The sequence below is a fragment of the Sulfurimonas sp. genome, assembly GCF_026196735.1.
Classification (GTDB): domain Bacteria; phylum Campylobacterota; class Campylobacteria; order Campylobacterales; family Sulfurimonadaceae; genus Sulfurimonas.
The window spans coordinates 201,542-225,354 of sequence record NZ_JAPHUF010000007.1 but is presented as its reverse complement, the minus strand read 5'-3'; the positions used below and the strand labels follow the sequence as shown (position 1 = coordinate 225,354).

The following is a 23,813-nucleotide window of genomic DNA, read 5'->3' as shown; positions in this document are numbered from 1 at the left end:
CCTATTATATTATGATATCTATTTAATCTATAGCATAAATTCTATGGCATCCTTTGTACCACCACTACATAAACCTCCATCTACAAGATTAGCTTCTATATATTCACCATCAAGATCTTTCTCATCACTAGAGTAAAGGTTTACCATAAACCCACTGTCGGCAGATTCAAACACTTCATAGTAAAGCCCATTATGTTTAAACTCAACATTATTTTCATTTTTTAATATTCTAGCTAATGAATTGATTTTGTTTTTAGCTAGAACTGTCATCTTCGTTCTTTTTAACAGTAGCGAATGGGATAGGTATAAAGGATGAGTCTAGCTCAACCGCAAGCCCTAGTGGTCCGCGAAGTAACTCGATTTCTGAGAAATCAAAATAGCCAAGTTCACTATCAACTCCTTTAACATAGCCATAGCATGTACTATCAGTTTTAGATATCTCTATGATGTACCAAGTCCAATTACTATCTGGTGTAAATAGCTTGACATAACAGGTGGGATTTAAAGAACCTTCTGTCCCGTATATGTCTGGTATATTATTTAGTAGTGTTTGTGGGATAAGTTTACTCATAGCAAATTTCTTCCTTACATTTTAATACTCCTATAGCTAAGCCTATAATCAAACAGATAACTAAAGAGTTTTTCTTTAAAGGTTTTGTACACATATTAAGCACCATCCTATGCAGCTTGTTGCTGCTCAATAGGCTTATACCACATCTTATTTTCCCCGCTCCAACGGAAACCACAAGCTTTAATACTATCTTTCTTGCTGAATATATCATCACCGATAATTACGAGATTTTGACCTTGTTCCATTATCGTAAGCCCAATAGAATAAAGGGATGAAAAATCATTTGGATTATGAAATGGTTGTGTCTGCTGTTGATTTTGTTGTGAGTATTGCTGTGGCTGTTGTAACTGTGTAGGTTGTTGATAGTTTTGTTGTTGATTTTTGCTTGTAGTAGGTGTTTTTGAATACAAATTATTTCCAAATTGAGCACCCATTGAGCGTAAAGCACGTTTGAGTGAATCACTTACTGCACTTTTGCTTGCATTATCTATAGCTTCACCAATTGAGCGAGCTGTTCCTATACCTACACCAGTATCTTCACGCTCTATACAATTTCGCTGATTATCATAAATCTTTACTTTTACAATGGCACTGAATGTAATAACGTGGTTTGAGTTTTGGTTAATTTCACGGTTTACTTCTTCAAGCCTTGTAATAGTATAGTCCCACATATAGCTGAATATGGTGTTTGCAACATTAATAGAGTCATAAGTCTCAATATACTTAAAGCTCATCCCTGCTTTGTCTATAGTCTTAACACGACTTTCATCAAGGTTATACGAAAGTGCTTTTATTTGATTTTCTGATAGCATTTTATCTCCTTTATGCCGCTTCTTGCGAATCTACTAAATTTAGTAGTTCTGTGGCTTGATTATTTTGACTAGAACGTCTAGCATTAACTTTTATACGAGCTGGCACCTCTTGTTTTGTTACACCAACTTCTACAAACTCATCTATCTCATTCATACCATCCAAAGTTTTCATAGCTTCTTTTACACTATTTTCATCTACAATCACTGTATAAAATCCAAGTTTTATAAGAGCATCTACTCCTGAATCTTTTATTTTAAAAGTCTCTGTGAGTGTTGTCTTTTTTGGTGTGATTGTTATAGAAGAGATTGATGTACCGTCTAATCTATCAATTCCGTACTCTGCCAATACAGAAGCTGTAGCTTCTAGTGCTACTGATTTAGCACTTGTAAGGTTTTTCTTAAGTGCTTGTAGCTCTTTGATATCTTCTGCTATATAACTTATTTTATTATCTAACTCTTTTATACTAAGACCAATATAGTCAGCCTTTGCGTGATATGGCTTATTGCTCTCAAGCACCTGTCTAACGTAGTTTTTAAACCACTCTTGTTTATTTACATTGATATTTTCAATTTCTGTCTGTAAACGGTAATTTGTCATTTTCATTGTATTTCCTTTGTTCGGTGACGAGCAGAATGTTTTAATTCTGCATCTATTTTTAAATCATCTATATGAGCTATCAGATGATTAAGACTATGGAGTGAATGCTCAATGTGTAGTTGAACTTTTGATGGAGTGCTTTGAAGTGTATATATTTTCTTAGCACTCTTTTTAGCTAGGTGTAGCTGTAGTTGAATTAACTTTATCTCTATTATGATGCTCTCTAGTGTTTTGTGTATATTTTGCATAAGAGAATAGATTAAGCAGCTAATGCCATATCTGGCACTTTTATAGAACTAATGCGTTCTGCTATTTCCCATAGTCCCTGATTAATATCTTTATCTTTTGCTATAGATGTAATCTCGCGAGATGTAAAACGTCTGCCTGTCTCTTTGTTAACACCTGATACATTTCCTGATAATAGGTTCTCTTGTATTATGTTTAGTGTCGTATAGAGGTCATCTTTTTGATCTTCATCACGGTGTGGTACAAGTAGGTCTTTGTAGTCAACCTCTAGGTGTTTCGGAAATCTTAGCTCTAAACTAGATTTAGCGAACGCTTCTTTTTCACCAGTTGATAGCTTGATAGATTCAAGTGTATTGATTTTATGTTCAAGCTGTGGCTTAAAAGATGTTATCTTATTTATCGCTATATGGATGTCGTTTGCTCTATCTCCTATGTGCTTTATTTTATAACTACTAAAAATATTATCTGATATTATTAAACCATTTGAGCATACATACCTAAATATTCCAGCAGATATACTAAAAGCCGTGCTTCTGTCATGGCTGTTAAACAGCAAAAGCTCAACTGCATTCTCTTTTGGACTAAGCAGATCATCGAAATGACGAAAACGTACAACGTGACGCTGGTAGCCTTCTTTATCTTCGTCTTTTACAGATGAAATTTGCACTGAAACGGGATGCCAATTATGAGACTTTAATTCATTTATGACGTCTATTGATGAAACAAAATGGTACTTGTCGCTAGTTTGGAAATGTGGTTGCTCTGTAAAGAGTACTGGTGCTTGTTCTTGTAACTGTTGTATTGTAAGTGGTAGTTTTGACATAGTATAACCTTTATTTTTATGTTTTATTTTTGGTTAAAAGTCTTTAAGACTAATTGACTAATCTTCATCCAGTGTTTCTTTTATTACTGTTCCAACTGCAATCACAATTGTCAGAATTTGACCTATGGGTAACATTTGAATCCTATTAATGTTTGGATAAGCTTTTGAGACTTAGTAAAGAATCTAAACTCTTGTAATTTTTTTCGCACACATGCTCCTATATTTAGATCTACTGATTTTCAAAGTATCTTTGTACTTTGACTATGTTAATAATATGTGGTTGTAAAAATTTAGAAGTTAATTTATTAGTATGTAGAAGATTTGACAATTAGGCGGTATTCGCCTATAATTATAAAAAGAGGATTATTATGACTCAACAAGAGATTAGTAGATTATTAGATATTCCAGATAGAACACTTAGGGATTGGAAGAAGAATAGAAGTAGACTTTATGATGTATTAGAATCTCTTGATTATGATGAAATTAAAGAGAAGCAGTCATTTCAAGATACAAATGATGTTGTAATATTTAATCCTGAGAAGTACACTACTAACTGTTTTTGGCAGACGAATGAAACAAGTAGTCAAACAGTTTATTCTATTATCTACAATTACTTATCTTTGATGGATGTTAGTGACATAAAGCAGATATGTAAAGAGTATGGAAAATCACTTGTCAGGTATGTACTAAATGATAAATACAAAAAAATGTACGATAAAGGCTATATAAGCACTGGTGGTATGGATATCCAACTAAGCGGTAGCTACAATAAAAGTGAGATGTACAAAGAACTCTCTAGGATAATCAATGACTGCTAATGTAATCAAAACACTCAAAAAAATCAAAAATTTAGATTTGTTCAACGATGATTTGTATTTTATCGGTGGTACTGCACTCTCATACTACATAAATCACAGAATATCTGAAGATATAGATGTCGTAAGTACCAATATACTCAACCATAAAGCAATAATCTCATCAATGTTATCCATCAATGCTAACAAAGTCAAAGATGAAAATGTATTTGCTCTAAGGTTAGCAGGTCTGTTTCCAGATGAGCATATGTTGAAATTCAATTTAGATGGTGTAAAAGTAGAATTCTTTAAAGCTAGTAGAACTCTACAATTAGAAATACTAGAGCAATCATCATTTACGCAGTTTGAAAATTCAAATATTAAGATACTAGATTTAAAGTCAATTGCTAAATTAAAAATTGTAGCACTATTTTCAAGAGATAAGTCTAGAGATCTTTTTGATTTTGGAGCGATACTAGATAATAATGTTCTATCTATAGACGAAATATTAGAAATAGCCAAAAAACTAACTCAACTAGAGACTAAAGAGTCTCTAGTTGAGTTTATAGATACCAAGGTACAACCTCTAAATGATGAAACAGTTTATTTAGATGAAAAAGAGCAGTCTCACTTATCATTTAATGAAATCAAAACAAGAGTCTTGCAATTGATAAATAGATTGGAAGTATAAATGACAGTTGATATTTTAAGCGATTTACATCTTGATTTTTATTTCAAACCACATTTAACTACAAGTGAAAATGTTATATCTTTATTTACACAGATTTTTACAGACAATTGCACTAGAGAAATTGGTAATGTTTTAATTATAGCTGGCGATATAGGACACTACAATGAGCAAAATATAGAAGTCTTAAAAACTTTTCAAAAAAAGTTTTATAAATACATCATTTGTGTATTGGGAAATCATGACTATTACCTTGTAGACAGTGAATCAAAGTACGCTTTTGAAAATGACTCTTTTAAACGAGTTGAAGATATGCGAAAACTCATAAATCAAGAAAAAAATATGTACTGTTTAGATGGTAAAATCATTGAGATAGAGGGAATTAGATTTGCTGGAGCAGATAGTTGGTATGATGGAAGTTATGTAAAAAAATATTATACTCAGTTTGATAGCAACCATATTAATTTACTGTGGAATAGAAATATCAACGATAGTAGACTAATCAAAGGGATTAGTAGGTTTGATGATATTGCTAAATTAGAGATGGTAAAGCTTGAACAAATATATCAAAACTGTGATGTTATGATTACTCATGTCAATCCATCATTTGATGAAGAGCATATTAACGAAAAATATCACAATAGTCCTATTAATACATTTTTCACATTTGACGGTAGTAAATTTTATAAAAATAGTTCTATGAAGTATTGGATATTTGGTCATACGCATGATTCTATAGAGTATGAGATGGAAGATGTTAAATTTTTATGTAACCCACTTGGTTATCCAAATGAGAGCCAGTATGGAGATAATATTAATATGAAAAGTTTTGAGATAAGTCTATGACAACTACAAATTTTTATAATGATATTAAAAGACAGGCTAAATGATAGATTTTATTTTATAAAAAATCATCATATTTAGTAATCTAACACAAATCAATTTCTCTCAAAAATGGACAGCCATTTAAACAATTATTTTTTTGCATACAACTTTCACACCTACTTCCACCCAAATTATTTTGTATTTCTTTAAATGAATTTGAATTATTCCATATATCCATAAAGGATTTTTCTCTTAAACTTTCACCTTCATAATGCTCCATCATAAATGAGCAAGGATACATTTTTAAGTCCTCTGAAATATAAGCAGAGAATCTTCCTGCGTCACATGGCTCAAGTGAAGTCAAATTTATATTTTTCATATTTTGAACTATTCCTGAGACCATACAGCTATCAAATCCTATTTTAAAAGAATTTACATTATTATCTACCAAATCAAAGAATTTCTTTAGTAGAGGACTATACTTTAAAAGTAAACTATAGTCTTTGTCTTTTCCTACTGGTTTGTAATTGAGAAAAATAATAGCATTACACATATCAAGAATAGGATGACCATTTTCTAGCCAATCTATAGCTCTTTCTATAGATTGGCTATCTAATACATAATGAAGATTTACTTTAATATTGTGATCTGATAGTCTAAATACAGCTCGTCTTGTTTCATCAAATGGTTCGTATGCACTCACAGCAACGGCACCACAGTATTTTTTTGTAGCTTCTAATACTTCTTTACTCAAACCTCTTCCATTAGTTGTATAGGAAGGGACTATGTTATATTTATCTCTGGTTAGTTGAATAAGCTTTATAAAGTCTGGATGTTGATTAGGATTACCTCCACCTAAAGCTACTTGTAAAACATTGTTTTTGGATGCTTCTAGCATTATAGTTTCATAATCTTCTATCGTTATATGCTTGCCATCTTCATTTGAGTTTCTGTAACAAAAAGAACATTCTTTATCACACCAATTAGTAATAGATATATCTAAAAGTTCTGGACCACTTTTAGCCCAAAATATTTCAGGTGTATCTTTTTCTTCAACTCTAGCAAAAAATCCAGTTTTTTGATTAAATATGATTTTATATTTCTCTTCTGGATAATTTTTAAATATAACTGAATTCATAATTTACCAATAACAATTTGTATAGTTAAAATAAATTTTCTCATCTTCTTCTTCAAAATAATCAACACAAATATATGCTGCGAAAGCTTCATCATCACTACTTAATCTACCTACATAAATTTTTTTATTCTCTTTTTTAGCAAGCAAATATTTTTCATATACTTCTTTTGAATATTCTTTGGTAATAAATTCTTCAATAGTTTTATATGCATCTCTCCAATATTCACTTGCAATAGCTACTTCAATATCTTCCATTGCATCACTTAGTGTGTGATATAACCCATTCATCATCTCATAGAAATCAGAGTCTTTCTCTACACCCATTAAACTTATAAAGTCATCTTTATTCCAGTCATCTTTTGTCATTATAATAAATGATGTAGATGAGCTATTTGTAACAAAGTCAGTTTTAATTTTCATATAATTCAGCCTTAAGTAAATTATTAATTTTTCCTATAAATTCATCAGAGTAATCAATAAGCATATGTAATTGATAATCACTTAGTTCATACATGTATCCTCGTACAAAATTATACTGCTTAGTACATAAACTATTGTTGATTAAATCCAGGCTTTTTTCGTCTAAATGAGGGTATTTATGATATAAAAATTCTTCAAAACTTTCATACTCAGTGTAGTATAGTTTATATTCTTCTTCTAGATTAGTTGTAGATGATGTCAAAGAAACATATATACTTTCTAACCTTTTATAAAAGTAACTACCTTTACGAACTTTAGCTTGAAGTAAAAACTTATCTTTAGATATTTTTTTAGGCAAAAGAACTAAATGACTTTTATCATTGCTATTAATTATCATATATCAAGATCCTCTAATAATTCAGATAAATCTGCCTTTCCATCAGCTACATCACGAAAAAACTGCATTCTCGTTTTTTCTTCATTTTCTAAATCTTTAAAAAAACTATGCTCTTCAGAAGTGCACCAACTACTATCTAATTTATAACATTTTTCTAGAAATCTCAATATATTATTTTTTAAAATTCCATCTTCTAAGCCAATAAATTTTTTAAAGGTTTCTTTATAAAACTCATTATCAAAGTCTATCTGCTTATTTATATAATAATTCAATAATTTCCATATTTCAAGTTTTATTTTTTCTATATTTATATCTTCATATTTCAATAATATTTTTTTTGCATTTTCTGGATATTTATCTATATAATTTTCTAAAAGTTCAGTTAGTTCATATACAGAAGAACCATAAGCTGTTTCGTCTGTTACACCTAAAAGCAAAAACATAAACTCAAAAACATTGTGTAGTTGATATTCTTTTGAAAAATTTCTAGTTTCTAAAATACCATATAAGTCTTCTAGTAGCTGTAAAAAGCCTCCTTTTCTTTCTCTTTGATAGCTATAATAATCATATTTTATTTTATACTTTTCACTAACAAATGTACTATACTCATCATCATTTAATGATAAAATAATATCAAATAAAGTAAATATATTAAGTTTTATATAGTGCCTCGTAATATGTCTATACATCAGATGATTAATAATTTTTTTTGAAAAAACAACATCTTGAATAAACAAATCTTTTATTTTATGAATGTCATCATCATTAATATCTTCGTCACTAACAGAAAATATATTACTCAAGAATAGATTATCATAATATTCTAACTCTTCTAAAAATTGCAGCTTAACTTTATACATTTTTTTTCTTGATTTAAAAAATAAGTATCTTTCAACACCCTCTCTAATTGTCATATTTTCATCAATAGACTCTAAGAATATTTTTGGATCAATCTTCTCATTATTTACTATATAATCAGCTAATAAATAATCTCTAAACTCATCAAATGTAAAATTCAGAACTTCACTGTTTGCATATATACTACTTTCATCTTTAATTAAATCTTTTCTAAAAAATATATCTTCGTCAATAATATGTTCTAGTAGTTCCAAATCAATATCTTCAATGTTGTCTAATGATATATTTGTGTAGATATTAGTCTCAACCATATACTTCAGGATAGATTCAAATAATTTTTTCAACTCTGTTGAACCGTATTTAGTTTTGACGTTTATTTGTTCATGTTTGAACTCAAAATATTTTTTAAATAAATCATCTTTATATATATTATATACTTGTTCCACAGGGGCAGTTGGATTGTCTTTTGTGCCATATACTTCACTAAACATTCTTAGTAATAAAAAGTTATTAGCTAGTGTAGCACGTACATTAGGGGATAGTGTACTTTTTATTTGAAAAAATTTCATATATGAAGAAATTAGCCTGTCTTCTAAGTGTTCAGGAAACTCTTCTCTATACCTTTTATATCGATTCATAAAACTTTCTTGCATTTCCATCTTATTTAAAAATGATGGTTCTTTAAAGTTTTTAAACCTATCATCAAAGTATTCAGAACGACAAGTAAAAATCAATCTAATAAAATCTTTTTTCAATATTTCTTCAACAAATGAATAGAGCTCTTTAGAAAAATATTTTATATTAATATTTTCATTTAGACCATCTATGATTATTGTAAAAGTAGTGTTATTAGATTTACATAAGTATTCAATATCATCAAAAAATTCATTAAACTCTATACCTGATTCAAAACCATATATTTCTTTTAAAATAATATCTTCAATTTTATCTCTATGTAAATTATTGAATTCATTGCCAGTAAACATAACTCCTAATAGATTCTTTTTTAACATTACATTCTCTACAAAGTCACATACTAGATTTGTTTTACCTTGTCCTGCTTGTTCAGTTAGTAATATAAACTGCTTTTGAAGTAGTCTAAATTTTTTTTCAAAATTGTCTAAAAACCGTCCAAATCTATGGTTAAGTCCTTGTTCTTTAATGAGTAACTTATATTTTTCTTCTGAAAGCTTATTCTCCATTTCTTTTCTATCATCAAAGTTTGGTATAGATTCTTTAAACTTTAAAAAATCATTCATCAATTGTTCTATTGTTTCATTTAGTTCACTTTGTGTTTTAGGACTTGAATACCTTATTGAGATATCAAGGTTTTTTTTAGTAATGCCAAGATTTTCTAATACTTCATTAAAAAAATAAAACTCTACATTCTTAATTTCATCTATGTTTTTTTTATAAAACAGTATTGGTTGTGTGATATATCTAAGCTTTTCTTTTACATCATCAAGCTCTAAAAAAATATCAGGAATATACTTTTTATTGTCTTTAAAAGTTTGTACTTTTTTATTTAATTGATGTCTCAATATTAGATGTAAACTTTGATAGTATTTATCTTTTTGGAATGTTTTTTTTAGCCACTTTTTTGGTTTAAAAATCAAATAATTTCTAATTGTAGTTTGATTAATTACACCCCAACGATTATCTGTATCTTTTACTATGTTACTCATTTAACTTTGACTTATTTTTCCGTTAGTATTATCTACATCATCAATAATATTGTCTTTACCGTTTTGACTAATTTCACCAAATTCATTAATAGTCTTCTTAATTATATTCATACCTTTATATTTTTTATATCCCCATATAGCAAGAGCAAAAACAATAGCAGTACTAATTACAATAAAAGCCGTATTTACATTTACAGCTATTGTATTGGCTGCTGTTTCGGTAATATTTAAATCCTGATCCATTTTCTACCTTCTTATGCTTTTATTGATCTTCACATGAGATATCTAAAATATCTGTTACTTTCTCACAAAACCAATCATATCTATCTTCAATAGCTTGTTCTGTCCATTCTTTATTATATTTGTTTTGTTCAAAGTCACTAACTATTTGTTTTGTCATCTCAAAAGCTGTGATAGAAGTATCTTTATCTTTATATTTTCCTTTACCTCTGTAAATACTGATTTTCTGATCAAAAGGGTTATTACTAGCTTCGATATTTTTTTTACCACTTAATAGTGTAAGATTCCCAGCACTATTTAACCATTCTAAAGCAACTTCATCTGTTATATGATCCCATTCTGGAAAACTTTTATATTTTTTGGGAAGTATATGTTCCAGATGCAAATCTTTACTTAATCCGATAAAAGACAATTTACTATCATCCGTAATACCATACTCAATTAATAAAATAAGAGGCTTGCTCCAAGCTGTATTATATATATCGTCTGATGACAAGTTATCTTTTGCTAAATTTATAATATTATCAGCTTTTAGTTTTACATTAATTTCATTTTCTATGAAATCAATAGACTTGTTTTCTTTAACCCATTTAATAATATTAAATGAAAGTTGTTTTACTTTAGATAATGTTTTACCAGCAATCCAATAAAGATAGTAAAAGCGTCTTAAAATTATTAATAGTTTTTCATGTTCACTATAGTTATTGTGTAGAGAAGCTAATAGTATAGACTTCCAATATACGCTCCATCTAAGATACCAAAATGAATAGATCACTTTGTCTTCTTTATTGCAAATATCATCTCTATATATTTCAGAAAACTCCACAAAATCATGCAATATGGTATTTGCGTCACCATCTTTAAACTGTTCCTGTAGTTCATCAGATAATGATTTTTTAGGATTTTGAGCAAGTAAATAATATTCATAAACTATAAACATATCGTTCATACTTAAATCAGTATCTAATAAAATATTTTCTGCTTTCCTCCACTCAGAAATAAACTGATCCTCTTCATCTTTTCTTCCAGTATCATCTTCTTCATTTTTATACTTATCTTCGATCTTTTGAAGTAAAAAGCTTTTGATTAAATCTGACGATGTCAAATCCATACCTCTGTCATTTAGTACTTGAAATAATTTTATAGCAAAGCCTCTGTCAATACAATCTATTCTGATTATTGATACATTATTAAACAAATAATTAATAAATTCGCCTATATTCTCTTCACCAATTTCTTCTAATTTTTCTTTAAATATTAAGGCAGTATTCATAAATTTATATTTAGGCTTTTCATCTATTTTTATTTCATATTTATAAGGTTTTTTTAGATCATAAACTGAACCTTTGATAATTAAATTTTCTAAATCACCTCTATGCTGAGGGTCGGTTAGTAGTGTTAATCGCTCAAATTTCTTTTTATAGTAAATAAAATTTTCAATAGTGTCTTTATCAATTGCATCTGGGTTATCTGTATCTTCATTAATATTTGGAAAAACATCTCTTAAAACACAAAAGAAAATCATTAATGTTGTCATACGCTGTTGACCATCAATAATATCTATTGAACTACCATCCTTCGCCGTAATGATTGAACCTAAGAAATAGTTGCTTATATTGTCTTCATACGCAGAGTATATATCATCCCAAAGTTGTTCAACTTGATCACCTTCCCACTTATATGGTCTTTGGTATCTCGGAATTTTATATAAACTATCTTGATTACCAAATAGTTCTGCTATTGTTAATGTTTTTGGTTCAAACGCTTGCATATTCTCTTTTCCTCAAATTTTATATTTATAGTATTTTAATCTATTTTTTTGAATAGATACATTCTAGCATTTTCAAGACAATTTACTCATTGATATCTTACACAATGGAAGCTGTCTATAACTTCCAGATTTTTCATCAAACCACTCAATAACATTTTCAATAGTGACATCTGATAATGAATAGCCTTGTGCTTCATGAGTAAGAATAGTATTTTGCATCTTTTTAGATAGCTGAGCGATTAATATATTATTTTGAATGAGACAATACGGTTTATTCTTTGTTAGCTCTTGTACATATACCTGTGAGCCTGCAATTAGGTCAATATTTTGTGAATCATGCTGAGATTGGAAACTCATATATAAATCTGATAAGCCCATTACAAAAGTTTTTTTACTTGGTTCTATATACTGTTTATTATTTACTATATTTTCAACTGATGCAGTTGAGTTAGATTTGAAATATTCATTATCAGTAACAATAATTAGCTTTTTCTTTGCTCGTGTCATTCCAACATAAAAAAGTCTGATGAAATCATCATTCAGTAGCATCTTATGAGCAACTAAAACAACTGTGTCAAACTCTTTACCTTTTGCTTTATGTATAGTAGATACTAAAACCTTATTGTAAGTAGATATAAGCTGTTCTGAAGATATTTCATCCAAGTATATATGCCATAGAGATGGTGTATATACTTCATGGTCATCTATAAATCCTTTAACTATCTTGTAGAGTATAGATAGATTTTTAGACCCACTGTATCGCTGTTTTACTTTTTCATATGATTCCCATAGAAGATTTTCATTAAGCTCTTTATCTTTTAATAGTGTATCTAAAAACCTAATTTCTACTAAGCTATTTAATTTGAAGCCATCATTATCTAATAAGTAGTTTACAGCAATATTTTCATCATGAAGTAAAGCATAAATATCTGCTACTTCGTTATTGCTAAAAGCTAATACAGCAAGGCTTTTCTTGGCTTCTATATGCTCTTTAACTTGTTCAACTGCTGGCTGTTGTAGATACTGTGAATCACAATTGATTATTATAACTTCACCTTGATATTTAGAATGAGATATTAGAGGGTGTTGTTTGTATCTTATAGGAACATTATGAATAAATTTATTTGAGTATTCTACGATGTTTTGAGTACTTCTAAAATTAGTTAAAAGTTCATACTGAGCATATGATTTTTCCTCTTCATCATTAAGTCCAAACTCTGTTTCAAATTCTTGGATAAACTTTATATCTGCACCATTAACATTAGATAAGATACACTGGTCATCATCACCAACTGCAATAAGCCGTTTTTTATTCTCGTGAGCATTAGATAGTGCTTTTATTAACTCAAATCCATCTGCATTAATGTCTTGATACTCATCTAGCACTACAACCGTTTTAAAAGGTATATCTATCTTGTTCTCGTTAATTTGTTGTGCAGCTAAAGATACAACATTATGAAGTATATCCTTATTACTACTAGCTTCTCTACCTATCAATTGAAGAGAGAATCCATGAAATGTAAATATATCTATATCGTAAGCAAGTTGACCAATCAACTCAAACAGTCTAGATTTAAATTCCATCATAGCAGTACGAGAATATGTCAACATAAGAAATTGATCAGCTTTAATATCCTCTTGTAAGATGAGAGAAGCTATCTTATGAACTAGTACTTTTGTTTTCCCACTTCCAGGTCCAGCTAGGATCATCATTGCTTGAGATTCTTTATCATCTATAACTTTCTTCTGTTCATCCGAAAGACTGTTGAAAACTTTATTGTAACGATACTCTGTCATAGGTCTTTTAAATTTTTCTTTTAACTCACCATACTTATTAACAAACATTATGTACGAAAGTGTAAAATAATCTTTCATGAAAGTTTGTGCTTGTTTGGAATTTTTGATAAGTCTTTCAGAATATTCACCAACTATATGAATAGACTCCATTTTTCTCTGGTAGTATGGTTCAAGTCTAGATTTATACTCAAGCTTTGTATATTTTTTATTTGGAGCGAGCATCTTATCCATCTTCTTAATATTCATTGGTGCATAATAGATAAACCGACCATTACCTAGTTCCAATATCCTTAGTTCATGTAGGTGCAGTAGTGCTTTATCAATAATTTTTGAACTTTGTTCCTCTTTTAGATTTAATGCCTTTTGAAGTTCAAGCATAGAAAATTCAACTGTTTCTTTTGTAGTAGCTTTCTTTTGGGAAAGATTTGTTGATAAATACTCAAGAGTCTTCAATCCTATATAATGCTTATAATCAATTATAGTTTTTACTCTCTTAGCATCTATAAACTCAAAGTACCAAAGATCTTTTTGTCTATCAAGTCGATTAAATTTAAATTGATGCTTATACCCAATCCAGCTTTTAAGCAATACCTTGATTGTAGAGCTAATATTTTCATTTTTAATATTCAGAGTTGAATCATCAAAGAGTATTTGATTTAATTCGCTCATCCGAACTGTATGACTATGCTCTTTGATTAAATACTCGTACAATATCTTTTCAATTTGACAATAACTTTGATACAAGTTTATATTCTCTCTACTTAATTTTAAACTCAAATCTTTTGCATCTGAAATAATATTCATCTCTTTTAGTTCTAATACTGACTGTGTAACTACTTCATGAGAATAGCCTAGTATCTCAGTTAGTTCATCTAGTTGAACAGCTTCAGGTTTTCCACTTCCTAATAGAGTTTGCAATACACGAGACAATCTAATCTTTGAATCTTCACTATACTCTTTAGTTTTATACTCTTCTTGTAAAATTTCCAAAGAATCCTTTGCTACTGCGTCAGCATAATACTGTACTCTATTTCTTGAGCGCTCTAAATAATCCTCTCTCTCAAGTTCTAGTAAAGCTGTTTTTACTTTCATATCATAATCACTAGACTTATCTTCGGTATCCCAACCAGCTTGTGAAGCTATCTCTCTAGTTGTTAATGTAACTGGATTACGACCATCATTTTTTAATACTCTGAAAATAGCATTGATCTCATCTGGATTTATTTTTGAACGAGTTAAGGTAGTAAAATGCTTATCTAAATCACTTTGAGAAAACAGTAATGGACATGAAGCTCTAATATTTTGATCTCTTGCACCCCTACCTGCTTCTTGAGAGTAGTTTTCTAATGATTCTGATATCTCATAGTGAATTACATTCTTTATGTTTGGCTTATCAACTCCCATTCCGAAAGCAGTAGTCGCTACAACAATATCTACATCATCATCTATATATTCTCTTAAGATTTGCATTTTAATATCAGTATCTAGCTTAGAATGAAATGATTTAACATTTTTACCAGTATCTAAAGCTAGTTGCTCTGCAACTTCATCACACTTTTTCGTTGATGATGGAATATATATAAGAGTAGAACCCTCTTTCGTATTTATGAGCTCTAACAAACTTGTATATTTAGCTTTATCACTATTAAGTTCATATCCTTCATAATCAAGATTTTTTCTCTCTGGTACTGCGATATAACGATTCATTTTTAGATTTAAAGCAGACTCTATATAATCTGTAATATCATCCATTACTTTTGGTTTCGCTGTTGCAGTAAAACAAGATACTGGAATATGGTCTTGGAATGGTTTTTCTTTTAATAAGTCGTTGATAAATGCACCAATATAGAAATAATCATGTCGAAAATCATTTCCCCATGTTGAAAGACAGTGAGCTTCATCAATTACAAACCTTTCTATTACACGGTTTTTTAGTAAATTAAATACTGAGTTAGCTCTAAGACTCTCTGGCGCTATATATAATATATCAGCATCCCCATTTACTACTTTTTCCATTGAATCGGCTCTCTCACTGGGGGACATATATCCACTAAGTGCGACAGCCTTATAGTTGGCAACTGTTTCATGAAAACTATCCATATGATCTTTTATAAGTGCTTGAAGTGGGGAGATAACTACGGTAAGTGTTTTTAGTGATTTTGCTTTTATAATTGATGGAAGCCAAAATGTGAAAGTCTTTCCTCCACCAGTTGGCAATATGGCAAGAAATGATTCATTCTTTAAAGCTGCAGTTACTATCTCTTTTTGAGAAATTATTGCACCTGTTTCAAGAGTAGCATCTTGCCTTGGAAAATCTCTAAATGTACCAAACCCAAAAATATCTTTGGCAGTAGAGCTTAGTTCATTTACAGAGCTGTCATAATCAAAACATAGTCGTGATTGTAGTGATGTTATCTCTTTATAATCATAAAGAACCTTAGGTGGTTGAGCATTTACTTCAAGCTCTGGCATTCTAATAGCTAAGATAAAAGCAAGTTCAATCCTATGAAGTTCTAATGCTTCTTTTAAAACATCAGTATTTCTAATAATAGTCTTAAATATATTAAGAATTGACCCTTGTAATACAATAGCACTCAGCTCTTCAAATATATTTTCATGAACTATGAACTCAAAAAAACCTTTAAATACTTCTTCATCTTTGAGTAATGTATATAGGATATTTCGTTGTAGTGTTGGTAGTGTTTTAAACTTCTCTATGGATCGCAATAATAGTTCTTTAGAAAGCTTAGCATCCTTAACTGGATTGTTTAAAAAATTATCTTCACTTTTGTAGTTCTTAGGAAGATTATGAAATGTTTTTTCATTGAAAAGTAGTAGTGAAACAGGAAGAGTATCTATAAATGTTTTGTTTTGTAGCAAAGTACCAATCGAGCTTGTTTCTAATATTTTTTTATCAAAAGCAATAATATTATGACCAGCGATGTACTTAGTAGGTGTAGCTTGAATATATTCAAAAGCTTCCTTAATGGAACTAGTTTTTAATTCATCCTCTTTATAAACTAAACCTACTTCTTGTATATCTTCATTAAAAGTAGCTTCTATATCTATATAAATAGGTTCTAAACTCATACTATGGCTGTTCTCCATTTTATTATTTAAACTTTTAGCTTTCATCTCGTAATTTGTTTAAAGTTTCTTGTTGTTCATTGTTTAAATTAAAATTTATTTCTATATAAGATATTGCAGCATTATATGCCACAATATCTTTTTGTTCTAAATAATAATGACCTAACTGTATCCTATATTCTATAATGTCAGGATTTTTATCTACTAATCTTTTATATATTTTAACTGCTTCATCAATATCACCTATCTTGTAATTTGAGTAAGCTAGGTGTTCTACAAATGGTAAATGTGTAAAGTTTAATTTTAGAAGATTATTAACTATTGCTTGATAAAAAAATTGAGCTTCTTCTTTATTTTTTAATTTTTCTGCAATTATGATAAAGATATTTGATAACTGATTAGTAGATTTTAAATCTTTGATAGTTTGAATTTCTTCATCTGAAAAGTTTATATCTAATAATTGTAAATTATCAAATGAAATATTTTCAAAATATTCAGAATATAATTCTTTAAAAAATTTGTGATAAGTTTGTAGCATAGGATTAAATATCATTTCTGAACTTAAAAGTATAGATACAAATATTTTAAATAATGGGCTAAATTTGTTAAGTCTTTCCTTGATGATTAATGAATATTCATTTTCTACGATTACTAAGTTTTTATTAAAACAGTCACTACCTCTATTTTTTATATCAATTTTTAGTAATGATAATAATGTAAAATACTCAACATTAAAATCTTTTGCATTTAAAAATTGTACTAACATAATCATAGCACTTTGACTATGATCATGTCCTATATTTCCTAGATAAACTATATATTCCTTTAATAGGTTTGTTAGTTTATTTGTATTGTAAGTATCTAATAAGATATATGTTAATTGACTTGGGTATCCATTTGAACAATCATTAAGTAACTTTAATATAATTCTTTTTCTATCAGATGTTATACTGCTTTTTAATTTATCAATAAAAAACTTATGAGCTTTTTTTAATTCTAAATCTTTATTATCCAATTTGACTATTTTTACTACTTCTGAATGTGCTAAAGCATCATAGAAAAAATACCTTATATCTTCATAGTTGGAATCATCTTTTAACAAAAACAATTTCTTTAAATAGTTTTTGTAAAGATTAATATCATTTATATCATTATGTATAAACTCCGTAGTTATTATTGAATTTTCAAAAAAAGTTTTATCTGGTTGATGTGACATTCCTAATACACCATTCATTTTTGTAGGTGGTAAAGTTAAATGTTTAAGATAAAAAGTATTATTACATATTTTATAAAAAATATTTAAAAAATGTTGATAAGTTAATAAAGTATTTTCTAAATTATTATTATCTAGTAAACTTATAATATCTTCAAATATATCATCTCTATCTATATGAGAACCTACTTTATTTCTAATAGTTCTTATTTCGGCTAGAGTATCTAAATTAAAAGTGTTTAAAAAATTATCTAATATCTCTTTATCTTCAAGCAGTTCGTCAAGTCCTGTATAGTCTGTATTTTCAGGAGTAATAATATTGTCGATAAAACTAATAATATCATTTATAATCAATGTCTGTAAGATATATTTATATTGAATATCATCAAAGGCTTGATACAAGGCTATCTCAAAATCTAAAATAATAACAATACTATTTAATGTTAAAACTTTATCTTGAATGGGATGGCATGGTATCATTGAACTACTGTTTAATCTTGTCATTGCCAGTATATCAGTAGACATCATAAAGCTACTTTCTATATCTTTATCTTTAACAACAGCTTTAATATTTTTCATTTCTTTCGATGATAAACATAAATCATTATTTATAACTATAAAATCAGCTTGATGCTCTAGTAGATTATATATCTCAATTATCTTATCATGAAAAAATATAATATTTTCATATGTAATATTAGCCCAACTATCAACTCTCAATCCAAATTCTAAGTCTTGAATATGTGCTGAAAACTTATGTCTTTGTAGCCTTAATAAATTTTCAAACTCTCCATTTAGTTCATTAAGTTTTGTTTTTAAATTTCTTTTTAATACTCCATCTGTAATAGTAGAATTATTATACCTTCTTGTAATATCTATAAAATCATCAATTCTAACAATTATTTTTCTTGATATAACTCTTGCGAAGAAGTCTGAATCTATTACATCTAATAGATTTTTTATTCTTACGATTTGAGTTGTGCAGAAGTTTATTTTTTTCATTATTTTTTTTGAATATCACTTATCATCTGTGATAGCTCTGGACTATTCAGCTTAGTTCTATACTCTACATTTACACCTTGATCTTTTAGCTGTTTAAAAAAAGCTTCAGCACTTTTTATTTGAAGCTTTTCTTTAGTACTTATCTCGTCAAAGTTATCATAACCTTTTGTTTCTACTATAAAATACAACTCTTTTTTATCATTTTGTTTTATTACATATCCAAAGTCTGGATTATAACTTCGTCCATGAGCTGTAGGAATATTAACCTTTGGCAATTTAGCAAATACCGTTATTTTCTTGTCATCAGACTCATCAATGGTAAGTTTTTCTATATTACTATCTACTTCCATAAAATTCTCAGCATATATAGATTTTTCTTTTATACTTGGTTTTGTTATTTTATAAGTCTCTACTCCTAAGCTTCCAACATTTATAAAATCTTTTACATTTCCATCTTTATCCGTTAATGATGTACTACAAGTTTTTATCTCTTTTATATCGTAAGATATTTTATTAATTATCGTATCGTATATAGCACTAACAAGCTGTTCTTCTATCTTTTTAAGTGCTAAGTTTTCATTTTTTGCTATGAGTTCAAACTTCTCTTTTTTTATGCCATGAAGCACACTTGCTATAGTCTGTAAACTTAGTTTTGTATTATTAGATAGAGTTTTAATGAACTCATAGATAGTAAATATAGAGTGAGTTTGTACTTTCACACTATCTTTCTCACTATCATGCTTATTTTCATCCTCTACATGGCTATCTCTTTTAATTATAATATCTTGACCACTAATAAAAAAATCACTGTCTATCTTCTGAACTGATTTTTCAATCAGCTCAGAAGTGTTAATATCATACTTTACTACTGCATCATAATTTAAAGTATCCCATAGGTTTTTAAACTTTTTAAATTTATCTTTATCTATTTTTATTTTGCCCTTATCTTTTTTACCACTTCTATCTTTTGCTTTGATTCTGCTAGTAGTTTTAAAATAACTATCAAAATACTCTTTAAGTTTTTGACTATCACAGCCTTTTATATCTAAAAGTTCTAGCTCTTTTGATTTTGAACTATATTGCTCTTTAGAGATAACTATCTCGCTCATATCTTCATCATCTATGGCTATAAACTTTAAGTCTTCTAGTACATCTAAAAGCCGAACAGCAGACCTTGAAGAAGTAGCGATACCATTCTCTACCATAATATCTTCATTGAATAACTTAGAGACTTGTTTAACACTATGTTCACTTATTTCATTTTGAATAGAACTTACAAAGTTACTTTCAGTTGATGGAACCACCACAAACAGTTCATTAATAAAATCAAAATCATTATCATCTTTTGTAACTCTTTTGCCATCTTGATTGACTGCAAGTCTTAAACCACGACCTATTTGTTGGAGTTTAGATATCTTAGAATTACTTGGTGCTAACTTACAAAGTGTCATAACGTTTGGATTATCCCAACCCTCTTGTAAAGCCCATTGAGAAAATATAAATCGCAAGTTACTATCAAAAGATAGTAACTCTTCTTTTTTATTAAGTATAAGATCTATTGCTTCTTCTTCATCTTTTAGATTTTTAGATTTTGCAAAGTACCCACTATGCAATTCTTTTGGACTTTCTTTTGTTTTTAAGAGATACTTCTTATATTCACTATCTAAATCAACTCTAGCCAGTACATCTTTTAAATTTTTCAAATATAGTTTTTCAAAAAGTTTAGCTAAGTCTCCAGCACTTCCATCATCTAGTAGGTATTTATCAACCCTGTCTATAAAGAACAGACAAAGAGCCTTTATATCCATCTTAAAAAGTTCTTCTTCTCTCTCAAAGTGGTTTTTTATAGCAGTGTCAACTATTTGCGTCTGCATCGCATCTAAAAGGACACCGTAACTTTCACTCTCTCCAAGAGGTAGAGATATACCATTAACAAAGAGAACTTCACTCTTTGTAATTTTTTCTATGATGTAACCATTGAGATAATCTATGTCAGCTCTCACACCTAAGTTATCACCTTTTTTAAGTTTTAGACTCTTAGATTTTGAGTTAATATCCTTGTACTCGATAGTAACTTCATAGTCTTTTTGATTTGCACCAGTTACTTTTTTAAATAAAATTGTATGATTATCAACATTTTCATTTCCAACTGTATCAACTGTGATAGCTTTAACTAAACCTTGTGAAAAAGCATCTACACTATCAAGAGTATAGATTAGATTTTTATAAACATCACCTTTATAAGTCGCTCCAAATCTAAGTGTAAAAAGTGGATTAAACTCTTTTAGATACTTTGCTGTTTGCTTACCCTCAAACCTATGAGGCTCATCTATAATAATTACAGGCTTCAAGTATGCTATAGCTTCCATATAACTCTTTGCACGACCTATCAAGCTTTGCTCAACACCTTTTTTATTTATCTTGTTACTTGCACTGTTAAATGATTGATAAGTAGATATTAGTACAGATATATTTTGATCACTAGCATTGATATAATTTGAAATTGTTTTTTCACTGTAGTTAAATGCAGATATATTTTTACCGTACTCTTTTACAAAGAACTCTTTGGTGATTTTTATATTTTTTATCGTACCTTGTCGTATAGGATTTGATGGCACAAGGATGATAAATTTTGATAGTCCATAGTCACGATTGAGTCTATAAATAGATTCTAAAAAAGTAAAAGTTTTACCAGTACCAGTTTCCATAAGAGTATCTATAACTAACTCATCTTTTATAGATATTTCTCCTATATCTACTTTGTTAGATTCTCTTGTATCTGTAATGTTTTGTACTAAAATAGTTTTAGAACTTTGTAAATCAAACGATGGATTACTTTTACGATTTTCATTTGGCTTAAATGAAATATTTTTAAATACATCACTTATGCTATCAACAGCTTTTTCTTGATAATCTAATCTATCAAACTTTATTTTTAAGCTCATAAACTACTAACCTCTAAATCTAAGCTTGTCAGATTTTATACCTATGCTACTCACTGCACTTTCAAGTTCAAGTGTAAACTTATCATCACTTATATTTGGAGAATATACGGTTATATATTCTAACTCTTTTTTACTTTTGAGTTTACTAATTAGTTCATCTATTGTTAAATCACCAAGTACAAAAGCGACATTATCCACTTTGTATAATTTATCTTCAACAAGGGATTCTATCTTGCAGCTGAGAGGTAAACTCTCAGCTACAATTAAATTAAAAAGTATATCTTCTGTTGATTCTACTATGCTTTGAGTAAATGCCAATAAATCTTTTTGATCTACATCTTCTAAAGATTTTTGATATATCTTTTGTTTTACATCTTCGACTATTTCAAAAGTTCTGAAGCCAATATCACCCTTAGCTATTTTATCTCCAGCTCTTTTTATTCTCTCTTGAGTGATGTCAAACACAGTATCATATCCAGCTTTCTTAGCTTCACTTTTTTCAGGTGTCTCTTCTGCCCATTGAACTGCTATAAATTTTCTACTTCCATTATCTTGTGCATTTAAATCCATAACTGCGTGAGCTGTTGTTCCACTTCCGGAAAAGAAGTCTAGGACTATATCATCTTTACTAAGAGCAGTTATTAAAAGTGTTTTAATTAATTTAAGTGGTTTTGGAAAATCAAAAAAATCATTTTGAAATAAATCTCTTAGCTCTTTAGCTGAATCTTGTGAAAAACCATGGTTATCTAAAATAGTAGCTAATGTTGATCCTTGTCGTACTTCTGATAAGTACCTTTTTAAGAATGGAGTACCAGTACTTTTCCTAAAACCAATTTGCCCATCTGTTATTAATTTAATTACTTTCTCCTCATTATACAACCAACATTTATTTTGAGGAGGAGAATAACTATCTTTTGTAGTTGGATTTACTATATCAAACAAACATGATTCAGCTAAACGACCACCCTTCCCGTTTGCACTTAAATCTGAAGCTACCCACAAACCTCTTGGATCATTGTCCGGGTTTGCATATCTTGAATTAAGCTTATCACTTCTCTTTTGAAGAAATATCTTTATATTTTCAATATTTTTAGCATATGAAAGGATATATTCATGATTTTTACCTATAACTCTATCATTTGGAGGAGTAGAACGACGCTTCCATACTAACTGTTCTATAAAATTTTCTTCACCAAATATTTCATTACACAATAGTTTTAATTCTGATACTTCGTTGTCATCACAAGAGATAAAAATAACACCATCATCTTTAAGTAAATCACTAGCAAGCAAAAGTCTGGGGTACATAAAACTCAACCATCCGCTATGAGTTTTTGCTCCTTGTATGTTTTCAATATAATCAACATACTCTTTATCATATCCCAACTCTTCAAGAGTTTCTTCTGTGTTTGATGTAAAATCATCGTTATAAACAAATCCATCATTTTTAGTATTGTAAGGTGGGTCTATATATATCATCTTGATAGCTTCAAAATAGTTTTGGCGAAGTATCTTCAAGGCATCAAGATTATCCCCTTTAATAAGGATATTATCCGTAGTATCCCAGTTCCTACTATTGTCATCGTTTAAAGGTTTTAAAACTTTATAGTTTTTAGAAAACGCAGTATGATAAGCCTCTTTTTTACCAACCCAGTTTAAACCATAACCATCTTCTTTTATATCAGCCTTTGAAGGGTCTAAACTCATCTGTAACTTTTGAGGGTCAATAATATATTTACCCTCTTCATCAATACTAACAGCATGAGGAAATTGCTTTTTTAAAAGTTCATAGTTTATATCATTTATACTCTGCTCGTCCATTACATTTTCTTTTTGTTTCATCTATGTTGCACCTTTAATTTATGAAAGATATTATATTTAAAATATTGTTATGTAATGGTTA

General features: G+C 28.9%; 19 protein-coding genes. 3 read left to right on the top strand and 16 right to left on the bottom strand.

What is annotated here, in order from left to right:
* Window positions 1-27: 27 nt before the first annotated feature.
* The 6 genes from OQK60_RS04370 to OQK60_RS04345 form a co-directional block, all read right to left on the bottom strand.
* Window positions 28-270: a hypothetical protein gene (locus tag OQK60_RS04370; RefSeq protein ID WP_297684470.1), complete on the bottom strand. Its 243-nt coding sequence runs from the start codon at window positions 268-270 to the stop codon at window positions 28-30.
* Entirely contained in the window at window positions 254-571 is a 318-nt protein-coding gene (locus OQK60_RS04365) for a DUF2958 domain-containing protein (protein WP_297684468.1), read from the bottom strand. Before OQK60_RS04365 ends, OQK60_RS04370 begins: the two co-directional genes overlap by 17 nt.
* Before the next feature lie 107 nt (window positions 572-678).
* A complete protein-coding gene (locus OQK60_RS04360; RefSeq protein WP_297684466.1) occupies window positions 679-1,383 on the bottom strand; it encodes a Rad52/Rad22 family DNA repair protein in 705 nt (234 codons plus the stop codon).
* A 10-nt stretch (window positions 1,384-1,393) separates the two neighbouring features.
* Window positions 1,394-1,987 carry a hypothetical protein gene (locus OQK60_RS04355; protein ID WP_297684464.1) on the bottom strand — a complete coding sequence of 198 codons (594 nt, stop codon included), beginning with the start codon at window positions 1,985-1,987 and terminating at the stop codon, window positions 1,394-1,396.
* On the bottom strand, window positions 1,984-2,229 hold the full coding sequence (locus OQK60_RS04350; protein ID WP_297684462.1) for a hypothetical protein: 246 nt from the start codon (window positions 2,227-2,229) through the stop codon (window positions 1,984-1,986). The genes OQK60_RS04355 and OQK60_RS04350 overlap by 4 nt, the downstream gene beginning before the upstream one ends.
* An 11-nt stretch (window positions 2,230-2,240) precedes the next feature.
* Window positions 2,241-3,050, bottom strand: coding sequence for a DUF932 domain-containing protein (locus OQK60_RS04345; RefSeq protein ID WP_297684460.1), 810 nt, complete (start codon window positions 3,048-3,050; stop codon window positions 2,241-2,243).
* A 368-nt stretch (window positions 3,051-3,418) separates the two neighbouring features.
* On the opposite strand from OQK60_RS04345, the gene OQK60_RS04340 reads away from it, so the two are divergent.
* Genes OQK60_RS04340 through OQK60_RS04330 form a run of 3 tightly spaced genes read left to right on the top strand, consistent with a single transcriptional unit; the run spans window position 3,419 to window position 5,378 of the window.
* Window positions 3,419-3,868 carry a hypothetical protein gene (locus tag OQK60_RS04340; RefSeq protein WP_297684458.1) on the top strand — a complete coding sequence of 150 codons (450 nt, stop codon included), beginning with the start codon at window positions 3,419-3,421 and terminating at the stop codon, window positions 3,866-3,868.
* Complete coding sequence (locus tag OQK60_RS04335) at window positions 3,858-4,535, top strand: nucleotidyl transferase AbiEii/AbiGii toxin family protein (RefSeq protein WP_297684456.1); 678 nt, start codon at window positions 3,858-3,860, stop codon at window positions 4,533-4,535. Before OQK60_RS04340 ends, OQK60_RS04335 begins: the two co-directional genes overlap by 11 nt.
* Window positions 4,536-5,378 carry a metallophosphoesterase gene (locus OQK60_RS04330; protein WP_297684454.1) on the top strand — a complete coding sequence of 281 codons (843 nt, stop codon included), beginning with the start codon at window positions 4,536-4,538 and terminating at the stop codon, window positions 5,376-5,378.
* Between the two features lie 82 nt (window positions 5,379-5,460).
* Here OQK60_RS04330 and OQK60_RS04325 read toward each other — a convergent pair whose 3' ends face one another.
* From OQK60_RS04325 to OQK60_RS04280, 10 genes are all read right to left on the bottom strand, one after another.
* Window positions 5,461-6,495, bottom strand: coding sequence for a radical SAM protein (locus OQK60_RS04325; protein WP_297684452.1), 1,035 nt, complete (start codon window positions 6,493-6,495; stop codon window positions 5,461-5,463).
* Window positions 6,496-6,498: 3 nt separating this feature from the next.
* On the bottom strand, window positions 6,499-6,915 hold the full coding sequence (locus OQK60_RS04320) for a hypothetical protein (RefSeq protein WP_297684450.1): 417 nt from the start codon (window positions 6,913-6,915) through the stop codon (window positions 6,499-6,501).
* Window positions 6,905-7,312 (bottom strand): hypothetical protein, encoded by a 408-nt coding sequence (locus OQK60_RS04315; RefSeq protein ID WP_297684448.1) that lies wholly within the window; start codon window positions 7,310-7,312, stop codon window positions 6,905-6,907. The genes OQK60_RS04320 and OQK60_RS04315 overlap by 11 nt, the downstream gene beginning before the upstream one ends.
* On the bottom strand, window positions 7,309-9,855 hold the full coding sequence (locus OQK60_RS04310) for a hypothetical protein (RefSeq protein ID WP_297684446.1): 2,547 nt from the start codon (window positions 9,853-9,855) through the stop codon (window positions 7,309-7,311). The genes OQK60_RS04315 and OQK60_RS04310 overlap by 4 nt, the downstream gene beginning before the upstream one ends.
* Window positions 9,856-10,098: a hypothetical protein gene (locus OQK60_RS04305; RefSeq protein ID WP_297684444.1), complete on the bottom strand. Its 243-nt coding sequence runs from the start codon at window positions 10,096-10,098 to the stop codon at window positions 9,856-9,858. It abuts the gene before it with no gap.
* A 19-nt stretch (window positions 10,099-10,117) separates the two neighbouring features.
* Window positions 10,118-11,866: a DUF262 domain-containing HNH endonuclease family protein gene (locus OQK60_RS04300; RefSeq protein ID WP_297684442.1), complete on the bottom strand. Its 1,749-nt coding sequence runs from the start codon at window positions 11,864-11,866 to the stop codon at window positions 10,118-10,120.
* 72 nt (window positions 11,867-11,938) lie between these two features.
* A complete protein-coding gene (locus OQK60_RS04295; protein WP_297684440.1) occupies window positions 11,939-16,753 on the bottom strand; it encodes a RecQ family ATP-dependent DNA helicase in 4,815 nt (1,604 codons plus the stop codon).
* Between the two features lie 34 nt (window positions 16,754-16,787).
* Window positions 16,788-18,965: a tetratricopeptide repeat protein gene (locus OQK60_RS04290; protein WP_297684438.1), complete on the bottom strand. Its 2,178-nt coding sequence runs from the start codon at window positions 18,963-18,965 to the stop codon at window positions 16,788-16,790.
* Complete coding sequence (locus OQK60_RS04285) at window positions 18,965-21,910, bottom strand: DEAD/DEAH box helicase family protein (protein ID WP_297684436.1); 2,946 nt, start codon at window positions 21,908-21,910, stop codon at window positions 18,965-18,967. Before OQK60_RS04285 ends, OQK60_RS04290 begins: the two co-directional genes overlap by 1 nt.
* A gap of 6 nt (window positions 21,911-21,916) precedes the next feature.
* A complete protein-coding gene (locus OQK60_RS04280; RefSeq protein ID WP_297684434.1) occupies window positions 21,917-23,752 on the bottom strand; it encodes a site-specific DNA-methyltransferase in 1,836 nt (611 codons plus the stop codon).
* Window positions 23,753-23,813: the final 61 nt, after the last annotated feature.

Bases quoted from the DNA above. Each gene is read 5' to 3' on its own strand.
- OQK60_RS04370 (WP_297684470.1), bottom strand. From the start codon at position 270: ATGACAGTTCTAGCTAAAAACAAAATCAATTCATTAGCTAGAATATTA.
- OQK60_RS04365 (WP_297684468.1), bottom strand. From the start codon at position 571: ATGAGTAAACTTATCCCACAAACACTACTAAATAATATACCAGACATA.
- OQK60_RS04360 (WP_297684466.1), bottom strand. From the start codon at position 1,383: ATGCTATCAGAAAATCAAATAAAAGCACTTTCGTATAACCTTGATGAA.
- OQK60_RS04355 (WP_297684464.1), bottom strand. From the start codon at position 1,987: ATGAAAATGACAAATTACCGTTTACAGACAGAAATTGAAAATATCAAT.
- OQK60_RS04350 (WP_297684462.1), bottom strand. From the start codon at position 2,229: ATGCAAAATATACACAAAACACTAGAGAGCATCATAATAGAGATAAAG.
- OQK60_RS04345 (WP_297684460.1), bottom strand. From the start codon at position 3,050: ATGTCAAAACTACCACTTACAATACAACAGTTACAAGAACAAGCACCA.
- OQK60_RS04340 (WP_297684458.1), top strand. From the start codon at position 3,419: ATGACTCAACAAGAGATTAGTAGATTATTAGATATTCCAGATAGAACA.
- OQK60_RS04335 (WP_297684456.1), top strand. From the start codon at position 3,858: ATGACTGCTAATGTAATCAAAACACTCAAAAAAATCAAAAATTTAGAT.
- OQK60_RS04330 (WP_297684454.1), top strand. From the start codon at position 4,536: ATGACAGTTGATATTTTAAGCGATTTACATCTTGATTTTTATTTCAAA.
- OQK60_RS04325 (WP_297684452.1), bottom strand. From the start codon at position 6,495: ATGAATTCAGTTATATTTAAAAATTATCCAGAAGAGAAATATAAAATC.
- OQK60_RS04320 (WP_297684450.1), bottom strand. From the start codon at position 6,915: ATGAAAATTAAAACTGACTTTGTTACAAATAGCTCATCTACATCATTT.
- OQK60_RS04315 (WP_297684448.1), bottom strand. From the start codon at position 7,312: ATGATAATTAATAGCAATGATAAAAGTCATTTAGTTCTTTTGCCTAAA.
- OQK60_RS04310 (WP_297684446.1), bottom strand. From the start codon at position 9,855: ATGAGTAACATAGTAAAAGATACAGATAATCGTTGGGGTGTAATTAAT.
- OQK60_RS04305 (WP_297684444.1), bottom strand. From the start codon at position 10,098: ATGGATCAGGATTTAAATATTACCGAAACAGCAGCCAATACAATAGCT.
- OQK60_RS04300 (WP_297684442.1), bottom strand. From the start codon at position 11,866: ATGCAAGCGTTTGAACCAAAAACATTAACAATAGCAGAACTATTTGGT.
- OQK60_RS04295 (WP_297684440.1), bottom strand. From the start codon at position 16,753: ATGAGTTTAGAACCTATTTATATAGATATAGAAGCTACTTTTAATGAA.
- OQK60_RS04290 (WP_297684438.1), bottom strand. From the start codon at position 18,965: ATGAAAAAAATAAACTTCTGCACAACTCAAATCGTAAGAATAAAAAAT.
- OQK60_RS04285 (WP_297684436.1), bottom strand. From the start codon at position 21,910: ATGAGCTTAAAAATAAAGTTTGATAGATTAGATTATCAAGAAAAAGCT.
- OQK60_RS04280 (WP_297684434.1), bottom strand. From the start codon at position 23,752: ATGAAACAAAAAGAAAATGTAATGGACGAGCAGAGTATAAATGATATA.